Source organism: Clostridium sp. YIM B02500 (assembly GCF_022324665.1).
Taxonomy (GTDB): Bacteria; Bacillota; Clostridia; order Clostridiales; family Clostridiaceae; genus Clostridium; species Clostridium beijerinckii.
Genome location: NZ_JAKGTE010000011.1, coordinates 92,007 through 108,626, shown reverse-complemented (window position 1 = coordinate 108,626; position 16,620 = coordinate 92,007). Strand labels below are relative to the sequence as shown.

Annotated in this window: 16 protein-coding genes and 1 other RNA gene; 3 read left to right on the top strand and 14 right to left on the bottom strand. The window is 30.5% G+C overall.

Features of this window, described 5'->3' with window-relative positions; translation table 11 throughout:
* Positions 1 to 69 precede the first annotated feature (69 nt).
* The 6 genes from L1S46_RS11565 to dnaX all read right to left on the bottom strand — a co-directional run bounded on the left by L1S46_RS11565 (position 70) and on the right by dnaX (position 5,252).
* Positions 70 to 1,344 carry a CHAP domain-containing protein gene (locus L1S46_RS11565; protein ID WP_041900545.1) on the bottom strand — a complete coding sequence of 425 codons (1,275 nt, stop codon included), beginning with the start codon at positions 1,342 to 1,344 and terminating at the stop codon, positions 70 to 72.
* A gap of 343 nt (positions 1,345 to 1,687) precedes the next feature.
* Complete coding sequence (locus tag L1S46_RS11560; protein ID WP_023974900.1) at positions 1,688 to 1,957, bottom strand: pro-sigmaK processing inhibitor BofA family protein; 270 nt, start codon at positions 1,955 to 1,957, stop codon at positions 1,688 to 1,690.
* A 20-nt stretch (positions 1,958 to 1,977) separates the two neighbouring features.
* The gene (locus L1S46_RS11555; protein WP_012061098.1) at positions 1,978 to 2,256 is read right to left on the bottom strand and encodes a YaaL family protein; all 279 of its coding nucleotides are present in this window, start codon (positions 2,254 to 2,256) and stop codon (positions 1,978 to 1,980) included.
* Positions 2,257 to 2,470: 214 nt separating this feature from the next.
* Complete coding sequence (recR, locus tag L1S46_RS11550; RefSeq protein ID WP_023974901.1) at positions 2,471 to 3,067, bottom strand: recombination mediator RecR; 597 nt, start codon at positions 3,065 to 3,067, stop codon at positions 2,471 to 2,473.
* Between the two features lie 111 nt (positions 3,068 to 3,178).
* Positions 3,179 to 3,520: a YbaB/EbfC family nucleoid-associated protein gene (locus L1S46_RS11545; RefSeq protein WP_023974902.1), complete on the bottom strand. Its 342-nt coding sequence runs from the start codon at positions 3,518 to 3,520 to the stop codon at positions 3,179 to 3,181.
* An 85-nt stretch (positions 3,521 to 3,605) separates the two neighbouring features.
* The gene (dnaX, locus tag L1S46_RS11540) at positions 3,606 to 5,252 is read right to left on the bottom strand and encodes a DNA polymerase III subunit gamma/tau (RefSeq protein ID WP_012061101.1); all 1,647 of its coding nucleotides are present in this window, start codon (positions 5,250 to 5,252) and stop codon (positions 3,606 to 3,608) included.
* 298 nt (positions 5,253 to 5,550) lie between these two features.
* Here dnaX and L1S46_RS11535 point away from each other — a divergent pair, with 298 nt between their 5' ends.
* From L1S46_RS11535 to L1S46_RS11525, 3 genes are all read left to right on the top strand, one after another.
* Positions 5,551 to 6,342, top strand: a complete 792-nt coding sequence (locus L1S46_RS11535) for a thymidylate synthase (protein WP_017212280.1) — start codon at positions 5,551 to 5,553, stop codon at positions 6,340 to 6,342.
* Between the two features lie 68 nt (positions 6,343 to 6,410).
* Positions 6,411 to 6,902 (top strand): dihydrofolate reductase, encoded by a 492-nt coding sequence (locus L1S46_RS11530; RefSeq protein WP_012061103.1) that lies wholly within the window; start codon positions 6,411 to 6,413, stop codon positions 6,900 to 6,902.
* Positions 6,903 to 7,028: 126 nt separating this feature from the next.
* Complete coding sequence (locus tag L1S46_RS11525; protein ID WP_238900063.1) at positions 7,029 to 7,913, top strand: fumarylacetoacetate hydrolase family protein; 885 nt, start codon at positions 7,029 to 7,031, stop codon at positions 7,911 to 7,913.
* A gap of 156 nt (positions 7,914 to 8,069) precedes the next feature.
* Here L1S46_RS11525 and ffs read toward each other — a convergent pair.
* The 8 genes from ffs to mscL form a co-directional block, all read right to left on the bottom strand.
* Positions 8,070 to 8,336, bottom strand: an RNA gene (ffs, locus tag L1S46_RS11520) — signal recognition particle sRNA large type.
* Positions 8,337 to 8,652: 316 nt separating this feature from the next.
* The gene (locus L1S46_RS11515) at positions 8,653 to 9,204 is read right to left on the bottom strand and encodes a ferritin-like domain-containing protein (RefSeq protein WP_052483046.1); all 552 of its coding nucleotides are present in this window, start codon (positions 9,202 to 9,204) and stop codon (positions 8,653 to 8,655) included.
* A gap of 103 nt (positions 9,205 to 9,307) precedes the next feature.
* A complete protein-coding gene (crcB, locus tag L1S46_RS11510; protein WP_023974908.1) occupies positions 9,308 to 9,685 on the bottom strand; it encodes a fluoride efflux transporter CrcB in 378 nt (125 codons plus the stop codon).
* A gap of 148 nt (positions 9,686 to 9,833) precedes the next feature.
* Entirely contained in the window at positions 9,834 to 10,469 is a 636-nt protein-coding gene (locus tag L1S46_RS11505) for a TIGR01906 family membrane protein (RefSeq protein ID WP_012061107.1), read from the bottom strand.
* A gap of 134 nt (positions 10,470 to 10,603) precedes the next feature.
* The gene (locus L1S46_RS11500) at positions 10,604 to 11,071 is read right to left on the bottom strand and encodes a chemotaxis protein CheX (protein ID WP_065419240.1); all 468 of its coding nucleotides are present in this window, start codon (positions 11,069 to 11,071) and stop codon (positions 10,604 to 10,606) included.
* Positions 11,053 to 11,928, bottom strand: coding sequence for a response regulator (locus L1S46_RS11495; protein ID WP_023974910.1), 876 nt, complete (start codon positions 11,926 to 11,928; stop codon positions 11,053 to 11,055). Before L1S46_RS11495 ends, L1S46_RS11500 begins: the two co-directional genes overlap by 19 nt.
* Before the next feature lie 352 nt (positions 11,929 to 12,280).
* On the bottom strand, positions 12,281 to 15,721 hold the full coding sequence (locus L1S46_RS11490; RefSeq protein ID WP_077829451.1) for a pyruvate carboxylase: 3,441 nt from the start codon (positions 15,719 to 15,721) through the stop codon (positions 12,281 to 12,283).
* A gap of 309 nt (positions 15,722 to 16,030) precedes the next feature.
* Positions 16,031 to 16,471, bottom strand: a complete 441-nt coding sequence (gene mscL / locus L1S46_RS11485; RefSeq protein WP_238900062.1) for a large conductance mechanosensitive channel protein MscL — start codon at positions 16,469 to 16,471, stop codon at positions 16,031 to 16,033.
* Between the last annotated feature and the right edge of the window lie 149 nt (positions 16,472 to 16,620).

Genomic DNA, 16,620 nt, shown 5'->3' with positions numbered 1-16,620 from the left:
ATGTGCAATAATATTTATTATGTTTCACTAATAAAAACTACTCCCTAGCCCCTTTAGCTTATGAAATTCTTAGTGGTTTGCCTTGTCCAGATAAATATATCCATATAAATAATTGGTATCATATATTTCTCTATACCTAAAAGTTACACCATTCCAAGTTGATTCTGATATATAAATTTTACCACCATCTATTTTTTCAACTATTGCTACATGTCCATCGCCTCCAGAATTAGGCATGTTAGATTTCCAAACTGCAATAGCTCCTACTCTAGGTTGAGAACCATACTGGTATTTACCGCTTTTTTGATTTGCGTCCCACCATTCATAGGCATTTCCTATAAATCCTGCATCACTTGGCTTTACTCCTGTAATTTCCCAAGCGCGTCCCCAAGCATACCATGTACAATTTCCTTTAATCGGTTTTCCTCCACTATAAAATGGTGGCGAAAGTTTAACTTTATAAAAAAGATTATCATCAGAATAGTAATACTTATTATCTGTACTTGGCTGTGTATTCCTTATATCACTAAGCGAACTACTGATCGCATTAGAATTTTTATTATCTACTGATGGAGTATCTACACTAGAATTAGGTATATTAGAAGAGGTTGGACTCTTTGTTGTATCATCTTCAGGTTTATTAAACGTGACCCATTTAGAGCTTACCCATCCCCTTTTTCCATTTATTATTATGGGATAGAATCCATTCTTTTCATCATCAACAATTTTAACCTGTGCACCTCTGTATATATTGTCAATTATATCTGACGAAGTTGATGCATCTGATCGAACGTTTAATGAATCATTATTTGTCGCAACATATGCAATACGAGAATTCGTGTCATCCTTTACACCATTTACATTCTCTGATCCACTTTCTATTTGCTCAGTATTACCATTTAGCATTTCTCCGCTATCAGAGAAAGTATAAACTTTGCCACTTATGCCTAATGTTCCAGTTTCCATTTCTCCACTAAAATTAGTATAATACCAAGTGCCATTGTCATTTACCCATCCTATGCTCATTACCCCATCATTATTAAAGTGATACCACTTTTCACCAACCTTTTTCCAACCTATAGTCATCTCTCCACTATTAGATAGGTTGTACCATTTTCCATTATCACTAAGCCATCCTGTTTTCATTATTCCATCTGTATTAAAATAATACCACTTTTCATCAATTTCTTTCCAACCAGTAATTTTAATATCTCCATCTAACCAACTCCAACCATTGTTCTTATCATTAATCCATTTAGCTGATGCTGAGATATAACACATGTTTGTTACCATTAGAGTTGTCATTCCCGTTATTATAATCTTTTTAAGAAATTCTTTGTTCACTTTCTTTTCCCCTTCATAAATTATTTCTTATACGTAACTCATAATATACTCTTTTATTGTTTATACATAAAAAATTACTATATTAATTTCAATATAAAACTAATCTCAATAAGTTAAAAGAGTCCCCCCTTGGAAAATAAATAATACTCTAGGAATTTTAATCCTTATACATTAAATATTAACTCAAAATCACTTAATTAACAAACATAATTATAATTAAAAATAACAAAATCTGTATTTAGAAACATAATGAACTTTTTATATTTCTAAATACAGACAATCTTTGAACAATTATTAAATTTTGCAATGTCAAAATTCTCTAAATGAAAATTCTAAAACTCAATTAAAGAAATAACCTTATTATAATCAAAACAATAACACCAGGAACTCCAAAAAAACCTGCTATCAAAGCGGTAATTGGATTAATCGCCAGCGAAAAATTAACATTTATGCCTATTAATCCGAGATTTGCAATTATAAAATTAGCTAAATATAATATTACAACGCCTATGATACCATTTATAAGTATTTTTATCGGCCATTTTAATAATCTTATCATTAAAAATAATAATATTATCCCTGCTAATCCATATATTAAATATTGTCCCTCCATATTTAGCTCCCCCACTTTATTTATTCAACAATTCGTACATTATTTTCTACTACATAATTATGTTCTACTCTTATCCCCTTTTCTCTTGCTATTGATAATAAGTAATCATATCTTTTTCTTGCAACATTCTCTGAATAAATAGCTACTTCTATTAATTTGTCATCGTTAACATTATTAAACATGCTACGAGCCACATTTATTTCCATTTTTGCAATTTCCATATCATGTAATAACTTAGCATACATAGTTGAGTCATTAGTCTTGTTCATCAGGTACTCTACAATATTTTTTTTATTCATGTAAATCCCTCCAAAAAACTTCTTACTACCATTTTATCCATTCAATGGTAAAAATATACATAATTTGATTTCATAATTTATTTTAATACTGTAACACTTTTTCAAATTTATATATATTATACTTAAGAAGCTTTTCACTCATGCAGATAGAAACTTCTAACTCCCATCTATGTAACACTTTTTAGGAACCTAATTTTATTTAGGTTCCTTTATTTTATATCTCTTTTCTTCCCTCTAGTGCCTTAGATAATGTAACTTCATCTGCATAATCTAAATCACCACCAACAGGTATACCTGAAGCAATCCTAGTAACTTTAACATCAAGAGGTTTAAGTATCTTAGATATGTACATTGCAGTTGCCTCTCCTTCTATATTAGGATTCGTTGCTAATATTACTTCCTTTACATCTTCGTTCATTCTAGAAACAAGCTCTCTAATTCTTATATCTTGAGGACCTCTTCCTTGCATTGGAGATATATTTCCATGTAATACATGATATACTCCATTGTATTCTTTAACCTTTTCCATTGTCATAATATCCTTTGGCTGCTCTACAACACATATTGTACCCTTATCTCTATTAGGATTCCCACATAATGCACAAGGATCTTTATCTGTAAAGTTTCCACATACCGAGCAATACTTAACCGTTCCTTTTGCCTTAACTAATGCATCCGCAAATTCCTTAACTTCATCATCCGGAAGATTTAATATATGTAATGTTAATCTTTGAGCCGTCTTTTGTCCAATACTTGGTAGCTTGGCAAATTCTTCTATCAACTTTTCTATGGCTACTGGATAAAACTCCATCATAATTTATAATTCTCCTTTATCTATATTTTTAGCCTATTATAAAAAGCATACAGGCTGAAGTTTCTTCTACACTCCTGTATGCTAACTTATTAATAACTATTGAAATTCTTAGAATAACCCGCCTGGCATTCCGCCTGTTAGTTTACCCATTTTGCTTGAAGTTTCCTCTTCTGCTTTTCTTAGTGCTTCATTAACAGCACTCATTACTAGGTCTTCAAGCATTTCAACGTCATCTGCATCTACAACTTCTGGTTTTATGTTAATTGATGATACTTCTTTTTTACCAGTTACTTTTACAACTACAGCACCACCACCTACTGATGCTTCAAATTCCTTTGTCTCAAGTTCCTTTTGCATATCTTCCATTTGCTTTTGAAGCTTTTGTGCTTGCTTCATAAGGTTATTCATATTTCCGCCACCAAAGCCTCCTGGAAATCCACCTTTTGCCATAAAAAATCCTCCTCTTTCTTGAATCTCATTCATTAATTATAAAACATCTTTTATTAATACTCAAGTTTAATGAATAAGTAACTTCTTATTCATCATATATTTCAAATGGTATTCCTTCGATTGTTTCTTTTAATAACTCTTCTTGATCTTTTACTTCATTATCATTTTTTACTACATAATCTACAATTACTTTTTCCTTTAGAACTTCTGAAAATACGGTATTCACAATTTCTCTGTATTCTGCCTTCTGCAACCTATCTTTATTAAATGCATACATTGAATCATATTCAAGTGTAGCTATACCATTTTTTAAGCTATATGGCTTTGCTGTAACGATTGAAGCATAAACAATCATTGCCCTCTTTGCCTTGAACTTTTCTAATATTTCTGTCCATACTCTCCCAACATCATCTACTGTTAACGATGAATTTGGATTAGCTTCTAAATTAACACTGTTACTATTTATGTTACCCTTATTAATAGCATTTCTACTTTGATTATTATTTGAATTAGTTCCTATATTATTATGTGCAGATTTTAATTCTTCATTAATATTTTCTGATTGAACCATTCGAATCTTGCCAGTTTTTAATGATTCCTCCAACTTGTTTATTCTTGATAAAATAACCTCATTTGAAGTATCATACTCAATTTTACACATCTTTATAATAGCAAGCTCTAAATATAATCTACTTTGCTTGCTAGCTTTTGAATTTGTTTCCGAATCCTGAAGTATTCTAATAGCTCTCATTATTTCTTCTACTCTAATCTTTCTTCCCTGTTCTTTAATTAAATGAATATTTTCAAGAGACATGTCTAAAACTTCTTCTGGATTATTTGTAACCTTTACCATAAGTAAATTTCTAAAATGTGCTATTAAATCTTTAATGAACAATTGCATATCCTTACCAGAATAAACAAGCTTATCAATTATAATCATGGATTTTTCAATACTTCTATCTATAATGGCATAAGTTATGTCAAACAAATATTCATTTGTCACAAGTCCCAATATACTAACTAAATCTTCGTAGTTAATTTTATCTTCACCCATAGCAATCGCTTGATCTAATATACTTAATGCATCTCTCATTGCACCATCGCAGACTCTTGAAATTAAATCCAAACTTTTTTGCTCATAAGTTATTCCCTGAGAATCTGTTATCTTTTTAAGTCTGCTAGATATTTCTTTTTGGCTTATTCTCTTAAAATCAAACCTTTGACATCTAGATAGAATAGTTATAGGTAGCTTTTGCGGATCTGTTGTGGCTAATATAAATATTACTCTCTTAGGAGGCTCTTCTAAAGTTTTTAAGAACGCATTAACTGCTCCTACTGAAAGCATATGAACCTCATCCATTATATATATTTTATACCTAGCTTCCTGGGGCGGATATTTTGTATCATCTATAATGTCTCTAATTTTATCTATACCATTATTAGAAGCGGCATCAAGTTCTGTTACATCAATTGCTAATCCCTCATTTATTTTTCTACACATCTCACACTCGTTACATGGTTCTCCATTTTGTAAATCTAGACAATTTAATGCCTTTGCCATTACTTTTGCAGTTGATGTTTTTCCTGTTCCTCTAGTTCCACAAAAAAGATAAGCATGTGCAATTCTATCGTTTAAAATTTCATTTTTTAACGTTGTAGTTATATGTTCCTGTCCAACAACGTCTTCAAAATTCTTTGGTCTCCACTCTCTATATAGTGCTGTATAACCCACGGGATACCACCTCGCCATTTCTCTTAAATATAACATTATTATACACTATTGCTTGTGCAATGCAAAATACACAATTAGTTTTATATTACATATATTTGAATAAATATATGTAATATAAAAATCTTTAAAAATAAATACTAATAGTTTCTTGAATTTACACTCCTTCTGAAGACCATATACTTTTAATATGCTTTTATATAAAATATATTGGATGACTTGTTAAATACTTTAGGTTAAAATGTATATTGAATAATTTTATTATAAAAATAATTTTTAAATATAAGGAGGCATATCTATAATGAGTTTATATGATGATAAATATTTAGCCATTGCTAATGATATATTAGAAAATGGTTACTTCGATAATAACAGAACTGGAGTCAAGACTTATAAACTACCTCATCAAATTATGCAATTTAATTTAGAAAAAGAATTTCCAATACTAACAACAAAATTTGTGGCATTTAAAACTGCCGTTAAAGAACTTCTTTGGATCTTTAAAGATCAATCAAACAGTGTAAAAGAACTTCAATCTCAAAACGTAAAAATATGGGATGAATGGATGATGGAAGACGGAACTATTGGAACTTCTTATGGTTGGATAGTGAAAAAGTTCGATCAAATGGATAAATTAATAGATGCATTAAAAAATAACCCACAAGATAGAAGAATGATGATTAATTTATGGCAGATTCCATACCTAGATAGCGCTCCTTTATATCCTTGCTGCTTTCTTACAATGTGGGATGTAACAGATGGGAAGCTCAACTGTATGCTTGTTCAACGAAGCGGAGATTGGGGACTTGGTGTTCCATTTAATACATCTCAGTATGCTGTATTAGTTCATCTGTTAGCTCAAGTTACTGGACTTAAGCCAGGATTATTTACTCATGTAATAAATAATGCTCATATATACGAAAATCAAGTAGATGGTTTGAAACTTCAACTTACAAGAAAAAATGATGCATATAATGCTCCAAAACTTTGGATCAATCCAGAAATTACAAATTTCTATGATTTTACTCCTGACGACATAAAATTAGAAGATTATAAGCATCATGAATCTATAAAAATGGACGTATCAGTATAATTAAATTTAAGGCATATGAAAGAAAATAATATACTTTTTGATTGTGCCTAAGATAGGTGGGATAATAAATGATTTCAATAATTGTTGCTATTGCTAAAGATAATGTAATCGGGAAAGATAACAAATTATTATGGCATATTTCAGAGGATTTAAAGAGATTTAAAAAAATAACTACAGGCAAAAAAATGATTATGGGTAGAAAAACTTTTGAATCATTGCCTGGAATTTTACCAAATAGAGAACATATAGTTCTAACTAGAGATAATAATTTTAATGTAGATTCAGATAAGGTGACAATAGAGCACGATTTTAATTCAGTACTTCAAAGATATTCGGAGTGTGAAGATGAAGTCTTTGTAATTGGAGGTGCTGAAATTTATAAACAATTTCTCCCTTATGCAAAGAAATTATACTTAACAAAAGTAGATGAAGAATTTGAAGGCGATACATATTTCCCTGGAATTAATTATTCAAATTATAATACTGAATACACATCAGAGAAATTTATTGATGAAAAGAATGGATTGCATTATACTTTTGTAAATTTAATACAGGCATAAATATACGGTAATATCAGTTTTAAATTCATATTACTATATCATAATTACTAAGAATTACATTCTATTTTAGAAATGGGCTACAATACAACTTTAAAATAAAAAATCTTTAGAATTGGGGAATGTATTATGAAATTTGTAACTTTTAAGCATGAAGGTATAGAGCAAGTAGGAATACTAGCTCTCAATGAGCAAGGAGTTTATCCTATGAAATCTCTTGGCATTAATTATGATAGCATGATCAGTTTAATAGAAAACATAACAGATCATGAAATGGATCTTCTACAAAAATCATTAACTAATAATGATAAGGAATATATCTCCATAGAGAATATTTCTAAAATGCCTCCAATACCTAATCCTAATCAAGATATTATTTGTTTAGGTATCAACTATATGGAACATGCAGTTGAATCTGCTCGATATAAAAACGAAGCCTTTGGTGGAGATAGACCATATGCAGTATATTTTTCTAAAAGAGTTAATACTGCGACTGCTGATGGTGATTATATCCCTAGTTATCCACAAATAGTTGATAGTCTAGATTATGAGGCTGAATTAGCAGTGATCATTGGAAAAGACGCTAAATATGTACCTAAAGAAAAAGCTTTTGATTATGTTTTTGGTTATACTATAATAAATGATGTGAGTGCAAGAAACCTTCAAACAAGACATAAACAATGGTATTTGGGTAAAAGTTTAGATGGTTTTACTCCAATGGGGCCTTGTATTGTCACTAAAGATGAATTTGTTAATCCTCCAGTATTAAGGATATGCTCTAGAGTTAACGGAGAGCTAAGACAAAATAGTACTACTGATCTTATGATTACTTCAATACAAGACGTAATTCATGAATTGTCTCAGGGAATTACTTTAAAGGCTGGAACTATTATTGCAATGGGAACTCCAGCTGGTGTGGGCATGGGATTCATACCACCTAAATTCCTAAAGACTGGCGATATAGTTGAATGCGAAATTGAAGGTATAGGCTGTCTTAAAAATATTGTAAAGTAAATAGTAAATTTAAATTAAATAGGATAAGAAAATGAGGGTATTTCATTACTGAAATGCCCTCACTTTCTTATCCTATTGTGTGTCCTATGTTAATCCTATTGAAGAATAACCTAATTAATTTTTCATTTCCATGCTATAATTAAACATTAAAATAAACCATGCACCTCGCTTCGTTATTAGTTTTCTATACGTTACTAATGCAGTTAGCTCAGACCAGATTGATCCACGGCACATGGAAGGAACCACTTATCGCTGCTTCCTTCCAGATCTGACGAGGTTCATGGGCTTCCATTGCGTGGGACCCAGTCATCAACACCACTTACAAAAGTCAGACTATAAATCGCTAATACCTAAGCGAGGAATTCAATCCTGCTATAGCGGATTGCAGGTTACAGGGCACCGCTAACTCCCCATCTAGCATGGCAATGGTGGAATGATAAGGGTTTGCACCTTAATTTCTCCTATTGAGAAAATCGTCTCTTTTCAGACGTCAAACCATGTTAATCATTGCTTTTATCAAAAACATATTTTTAAAATTATTATTAATTTATTAAATGTCATTTTCGATACTTGTTAATGATAACACATAAAAAGTCTAAATTCAAGAACATTATTACTGTCTTTATGTTAAATTTATTCCATACATACCATAATACAATAACAAAATTAACTTTACATCAATTCTTCCCTCATATTTTTTATTTAAATAAGCTTTAAATCTTTTCAAATTAAAGATTGTCTATTCTTCAACAAGAATGACATGCTCTTTCTCTACGCCAGCTAAAGCTGCAAATATTTCAAATAAATTGCTGTCATTAACCTGATTTTTATATTTTTCATAATATCCAACAGCATGTTCTTCTTTTTGTTTTGCTAATTGTAAAAGTGCACTATCACTATCATATCTATCATAGCTGACTTTACTTAAATTAGGAGCCTTTATAAAATCACCTAGTCTTTGATGTATTTTTGAATGACATATTTCTATTTTTGATAATGCTCCAAATACTTTTTTGACTTTATCATTTTTAGCTCTCATAGCTGCCGTATTATAAAAGTCACCATTAAAGAGCTCAAGCTTAACAGCATGATCTAAAATCTTCAAAGTATTTTCATCAAACGAGTCACTTTGTACTGTAATTATTTCGTTACTTTCACTCAAATACTCCTTACCTACACCACAAAATGGACAATGAATAATATTGTCTATCGAATTCTTATTAATAAAAGCTTCTTCATTAAAATTAAAATTTCTTTCATTTATTTCCATACCACATATTTTACACTTCAAATAGTCCATCCCCCTTAAATTTCATATATATTTTAACATACTTTTCATAGACTCATTGCTTTAATCTCATCTTTTTTTAGTTTTTTGAAATAATTATTCTTTTCTAAATTGATATACTACATACTAATCTAGCTAAGGCAACTCCCCCTATGCTTAAAAATACATTTAATAAAATGTTAGCAATTCCAAATAAGTATCTTCCGTCGCTAATTAAATTTATTGTTTCATAGCTAAATGTTGAAAATGTTGTTAGCCCACCCATAACACCTGTTGTTAAAAAAAGCTTTAAATTGGGCGATATCAAATCTGTTGAAACACTTAGTTCCATTATCATTCCTATAAGGAAACCTCCGACTACGTTTACTATTAATGTTCCTAATGGAATATTAGAATTTATCATTTTTGCTGATTGCATGGTCACTAGGTATCTCATTACAGCTCCAATGCAACCGCCTATTCCAACATAAATAATCTTTTGCAAAATAATCTCCTCCTTAATAATAAAAAAACTCCCGCCTTCTAAAGCAAGAGTCTTTAACATAGCGTATGTCGTATTAACCTCGCTATATTTAATCAGTTTTTCTTATAAATGTTATTATATACCAGAGAGTTTCAAAAGTAAATTATAATTAACTTTTCGAACCTAATTTGTTTCTAATATAAAGTAACTTTATAACTACAGTAACTACTACCAACAAAATTATTATGCTCATTAATTCAAGCATAAAAAATTCTTCTGGTAATGCATTTATTATAGGATCAGTTCTAGGATCAAATATCCAGTAATTATTTCTAAAGAATATTTTATGAAAATAAATAAATGCTTTGGAAAAATCCTTTGCTGATATTGCACCAACAAATATGAATATTACTGCCATCATATTTACACCACTATTGAAATTTGCTATAAGCCTCTTTTTTAAATCATTTGATTTATTAGCCAATACTTTAAAGATTATAACGCCAATAAATATTATACTAAATACATATAGCGCTATAAATATTCTCTTCACCTCAAAAAAGTGTATCCTTCCGAATTCACTCATAGGTATACTATTAAACTTTAATTCCTTAATAAACGGATTCTGAACATAATAAATTACTCTTTTATAGTTATCCATTAATATTTCTGTTGATAATCCAGTGTATTCATTTAATTTATATCTTTGTATTGCATAACCATATATACTAGTTGTATTTAAAACACTTAAAACTATAATGGATATAATTGATATCGCATAAAATATATCTCTAGAAATCCCCAAAGCTATTCTTAAAACTTTTGAAAATATACTCTTATTTATATGAATTCACTTCCTTAAATAATCTAATTCGCCTTTAATAAAACCACTTATGATTCAAAATCACAAATGGTTTTATTATAAAAATTATAAATGTTCTAAATTGTGTTTTTCTCCATTGAAATATTAACCTCAATATTCATATCTCCAACACCCATTTGCACACATACAACTTTATCTGAACTCGCATTTGCAGTAAAGTTTCCATGTACAAGAGTTGGTGTAGATATATTTATATTAATATCTTCTTTTGAAAAATTAGTTGCTACAGTTGCAGTTAACATATTTGTAAGTTCTGAAATTGCACTTTGAGCCAATTCATCAAATTGTTCAACTGGCATTCCCATCATCATTGTAGATGCTATTCGTTTTGCATCATCTAAGCTTAACCCATAAATAACATTACCTTTAATGTCACCTATAATACCAACAATAATGACAACTCCAGGACTCTCTATGAATCTACCTCTTAGACTTATTCCCTTTTTCTCTACATTAGGTAACCCTAACTGTGGCAATACACTTGCAAAAGAATTTAATATTGGATTTATATAATTGACATCCATTCTCCTTCACCTCTTCCAAAGCCTATACTAATTGATAAATCTCCGAACTGAGTTTTTGCATTCGCAGAATAAGTAGTTTCTAATTCTGCTTTCGATATACTAATTGATTCTCCATGGAATGTGGTTGGCGGAGCAACCCTTAATCCAAATATCCTATTTCTTTTATTTATCATTGAACATGCATTTCCTGCCGCCATATTTGTTATCTCAGACATAACATTAAGCATTTCTTCAGTATTCTTTACCTCTCTCTTAAGCAATGCTTTTCCTATGCTATTAGCAGTTTCAAATGACATATCGAAAATTATTCTTCCTGAATACTTTCCTATAACCCCCATGACAATTGAAATTCCCTTACTAATTTTCTCAACATTTTCATTACTTTCATGTGTAATCACCGGCACTGTTTTAGTAAGCTTATTAAAGACATCTAATAGAGCCTCTCTAAACACTGATGAATATAGACCTTCCAATTCTAAAAACAATTCTTCATCTGCCATAACTCTATTTATTAATAATGTTAATTCTTCTGCATCTACTGGCTTTTGTGCGTACCCACATACGTGATTCTTTTTCGCTTTTCTTACTATTTCATCATCCATCATAGAACTAACAATTATAACTTTAATATTAGGATCAATTTTATGTATTTCCCTTGTACATTCAAATCCATCAGTTCCTGGCATAGTCATATCCATTGTTACTAAATCCGGCTTCATATTTGTAACAACCTCAATAGTTTCCTCTAAGGAACCTGCTTCACCCACAACATTAAATCCACTTTCTGTCAATAAATCTCTCAATAAAGCAATTTGAAAAGGCGAGTCATCCACTATAACAATATTCACATTTTTCATAATTACACCACCTACCCCTTTATTTATAAATACAATCAACCTACCTAACTTTAATATCAATCTGTCTCACAATTCTCCTTCTTAAAATAACCATTAAATTTAATATGCTTTGTAAGTTAATCATATTATCATTATATTTTAAATTCTACTAATACTCAACGAAATTTCTACATAATATAATAAATTTATCATATTAATACATATTCTAGTTAAGATAAAAATCAGTAAATCACCCTATTTCTTATTTCATATTTATATTATATTTTGAGCTTGTCACTTTCTGTATAATTAATATTCCATCCACTATAAATAGCCCTATAAACTATCTTATAGGGCTATTTATATATGCTTATTATTTAAGTTTTACTAATAATTCACCTGTTTTAACTTGTTGTCCTTCACTTACTAAAACAGATTCAATAGTTCCTGCACTAGATGCAACAATATTTGTTTCCATCTTCATTGCTTCTACCACAAGTAAACTATCTCCTTCTTTTACACCGTCTCCTTCTTTTACAAGCACCTTGATTATGGTTCCTGGGATACTAGCTCCAACTTCTAGCTTATTATCAGGATCAGCCATCTTAGATGAATCATCCTTACCTGAATTACTGATAATTCTCTCAGTTTTATCTTTTATTTTAATTTCTCTTCTATTTCCATTGATTTCGAAATCTAAGGTTCTATTTCCTTCAGCATCAAGATCTCCGATTTTAACCAGTTGGACAATCATGGTCTTTCCTTCTGCTATTTCAATTTCACTGGTTTCTCCCTCTGCAAGTCCATGGAAGAATACATCACTGCCCATACGGCTTACGTCACCGTACTCTAATATAGATTTTATATATGCTTCAAATACATCTGGATATAATGCATAACTTATTACGTCTTTTTTGCATGGTGTGAACTTATACTTTTCTTTTAAGTATGTTTCAATCTTTCCAAAGTCTTCTGGTGGTAATAATTCACCTGGTCTAACAGTTATAGCCTCTTCTCCTTTTAATACAATTTCTTGTAAATCCTTAGGGAAACCGCCTTCTGGCTGACCCATCATTCCTTTGAAATATGAAACTACAGAATCTGGAAAGGCCATATTCTTAGCTTTTTCAACTATATTTTCAGGAGTTAAATCATTCTTAACCATGAAGATAGCTAAATCTCCAACCATTTTTGATGATGGAGTAACCTTGATTATGTCTCCAAGCATATCATTTACATCTTTATACATGTATTTTACATCATTAAATCTATGTCCAAGACCAAAGCTCTCAACTTGTGGCTTTAAGTTTGAATATTGTCCACCAGGTATTTCAAATTTATAAATTTCAGCACTTCCTGATTTTAAGTCTGATTCAAACTGGCTGTATACTGGTCTTACTGTATCCCAATAATCAGATATCTTTTGAATTCCGCTTAAATTAATACCTGTATCTCTATCTGTATTACGAAGAGCAGCAACAACTGAGTTTAAAGCCGGCTGACTTGTAAGTCCTGACATTCCATTGAAAGTTGTATCAACAATATCAACTCCTGCATCTGCTGCCATTAATACTGTAGCAACACCATTACCAGTAGTATCATGAGTATGAAGATGAATAGGGATCGAAACTTCATTCTTTAATGCAGTTATAAGCTTCTTAGCTGCATAAGGTTTAAGTAGTGCTGACATATCCTTTATTGCAAGAATATGAGCTCCCATTTTTTCAATTTCCTTAGCTTTATTTACATAGTACTCTAAGCTATATTTATCTCTTTTTTCATCTAAAATATCTCCAGTATAGCATAATGCTACTTCAGCTACCTTATTGCATTTTAATACTTCCTCTAAAGATACCTCTATGCCCTTTAACCAGTTAAGAGAATCAAAAATTCTAAATACATCTATTCCGCTGTCAGCTGATTCTTTTATAAATTCTCTTATAACATTATCTGGATAATTCTTATAACCTACACCATTTGCTCCTCTAACAAGCATTTGGAACATTACGTTTGGAATTCTCTTTCTTAACGATTCAAGTCTCTTCCATGGAGATTCCTTTAAGAATCTATAAGCAGTATCAAAAGTAGCTCCTCCCCACATTTCAAGTGAGAATAAATCATTTCCAAAAACTGCTGTTGCCTTTGCAATATTCTTCATGTCCTGGGTTCTAACACGAGTAGCCATTAAAGACTGCTGAGCATCTCTCATAGTTGTGTCTGTAAGAAGCAGCTTATTTTGATTTTTTATCCATTTAACTACACCTTCTGGACCTTCTGCATCTAAAATCTGCTTAGTTCCGCTTAAGCCTTCTAAAGATGCTATAGCTGGAATATCTGGCACGTCATATTCTTTCTTAGTACCCTTAGTTTCATTTACGATCTTTTCACCAATGAACTTTAATACTCTGTATTCTTCATCACTTCTAGGCCTTATATCAAATAATTGTGGATTATTTGATATAAAGTTAGTATCACATTCACCTTTTTTGAAGGTTTCATTATTTAACACATTAATTAAAAAGTCTACATTAGTTTTAACCCCTGAAATTGTAAGCTCCTTGATTGCACGTATGGATTTTCTAACAGCATCATCAAAAGTTCTTGCATATGCAGTGCTCTTTACAAGTAAACTGTCATAATATGGGCTTATTACTGCGCCACTATATCCATTTCCTCCATCAAGTCTGATACCAAAACCTGATCCTGTTCTGTAAACATCAATTTTACCTGTGTCTGGTGAAAAATTATTTGCAGGATCTTCTGTAGTTATTCTACATTGGATTGCATATCCTCTTGGCTGTATATCGTCTTGAGAGTGTATACCTACTTCTGCAGAGCCTAACTCATAGCCTTCTGCTATTAAAATCTGGCTTTGAACTATATCAATTCCAGTGACCATTTCAGTAATTGTATGTTCAACCTGGATTCTTGGATTCATTTCTATAAAGTAATGATTTCCGTGCATATCAACTAAGAACTCTAGAGTTCCTGCACTTCTATAACCTACAGATTTAGCTATTTTAAGTGCATCTACGCAGATTTCTTCTCTTTTTTCTTGTGTTAATGATAATGCTGGAGCAATTTCGATAACCTTTTGGTGTCTTCTTTGAATAGAGCAGTCTCTTTCATAAAGATGTACTATGTTACCATACTTATCTCCAAGCACTTGTATTTCAATATGCTTTGGTCCTTCTATATATTTCTCAATGAACATATCATCATTACCAAAAGCTTTTTTTGCTTCATTCTTAGCATTTCTAAAAGAAGGTAGAAGCTCATTTTCGCTTCTTACTATTCTCATTCCTCTACCACCACCACCGGCAGCAGCTTTTATCATTACAGGAAAACCACATATTTTTGCAATTTCAATTGCTTCTTCTTCAGAAGATATAGGTTTTTCTACCCCTGGTATTACTGGAACGCCAACTTCTTTAGCTACTATTTTTGATTTAATTTTATCCCCCAATTTTTCCATCATTTCTGATTTTGGACCTATGAATTCTATACCAGCTTCTTCACATCTTCTAGCAAAGTCTGGATTTTCAGATAAAAATCCATATCCTGGATGGATAGCGTCTACATGTTTTTTTAATGCAAGATTTATTATTTCGTCAATGTTTAAATAAGCTTCAACTGGCCCCTTATTCTTTCCAATTTGATATGCTTCATGAGCCTTAGTTCTAAAAAGAGCAAACTTATCTTCTTCTGTGTATATAGCCACAGTTCTTATTCCAAGTTCATGACAAGCTCTGAAAATTCTTATTGCTATTTCGCCTCTGTTTGCAACCAGTACTCTTTTAAATTTTTTCCCCAATTAAAATACAACTCCTTCAATGCTTATTATTTTTATTTCATATGAATTATCTTTTAATGCATGTGTTAGTTGTTAGAAACCAATTATGCAATTTTTATAACTCATAAGTTGTCATAATACAAATTTTGTTCATTAAAAAATTAATATATTGATTATAACATATTTGACGTTAAATGATACATATTATTTATCTTTTCTATGAATCTTTACATAATTCTCACTATGCCTGCAAGCTATTTTTTTTCACAAATATGAAATATAAAAAAAATTTTCTTTCATTTTTCTGTATTTATACACCATCTCATTTATCTAATTTTCTTTCAATTCTGACGTACAATTAGGACATCTTGTTGCCTGCGAATTAATTTCGGTGTAGCAGTATTTACATTTTTTCTTATTAGGAACAATATTTTCTCCCTTTTTCTTAGTAAGTTTGCTTATTTGCTGTATAATAATAAAAATTGAGAATGCTACAATCAGAAAATCTATTATGTTATTTATAAATATTCCATAGTTAACTGTAGCCACTCCTGCATCTTTAGCTTCTTGAACAGTTTTAAAATTTCCACTTCCTAAAGTAAAAAATAAATTAGAGAAATCAACTCTTCCCATCAATAAGCCAACTAGTGGCATTATAATATCATTAACTAAAGATGTAACAATTTTGCTAAAAGCTCCACCAATAACAACACCTATCGCTAGACTAACCATGTTTCCTTTCATAGCAAATTCTTTGAATTCCTTAAACATTTTTATTCTCCTTTTTCTTGCTTTATTGTTTAAATGCGTAACTGCATTAAACATAGACTAATCATTCATAACTTATTTTATTATCTGTGACTTTAAATTTTTTATTCTTGTGAATTATTTTATATTCATTAATTAATGAACATTAACAT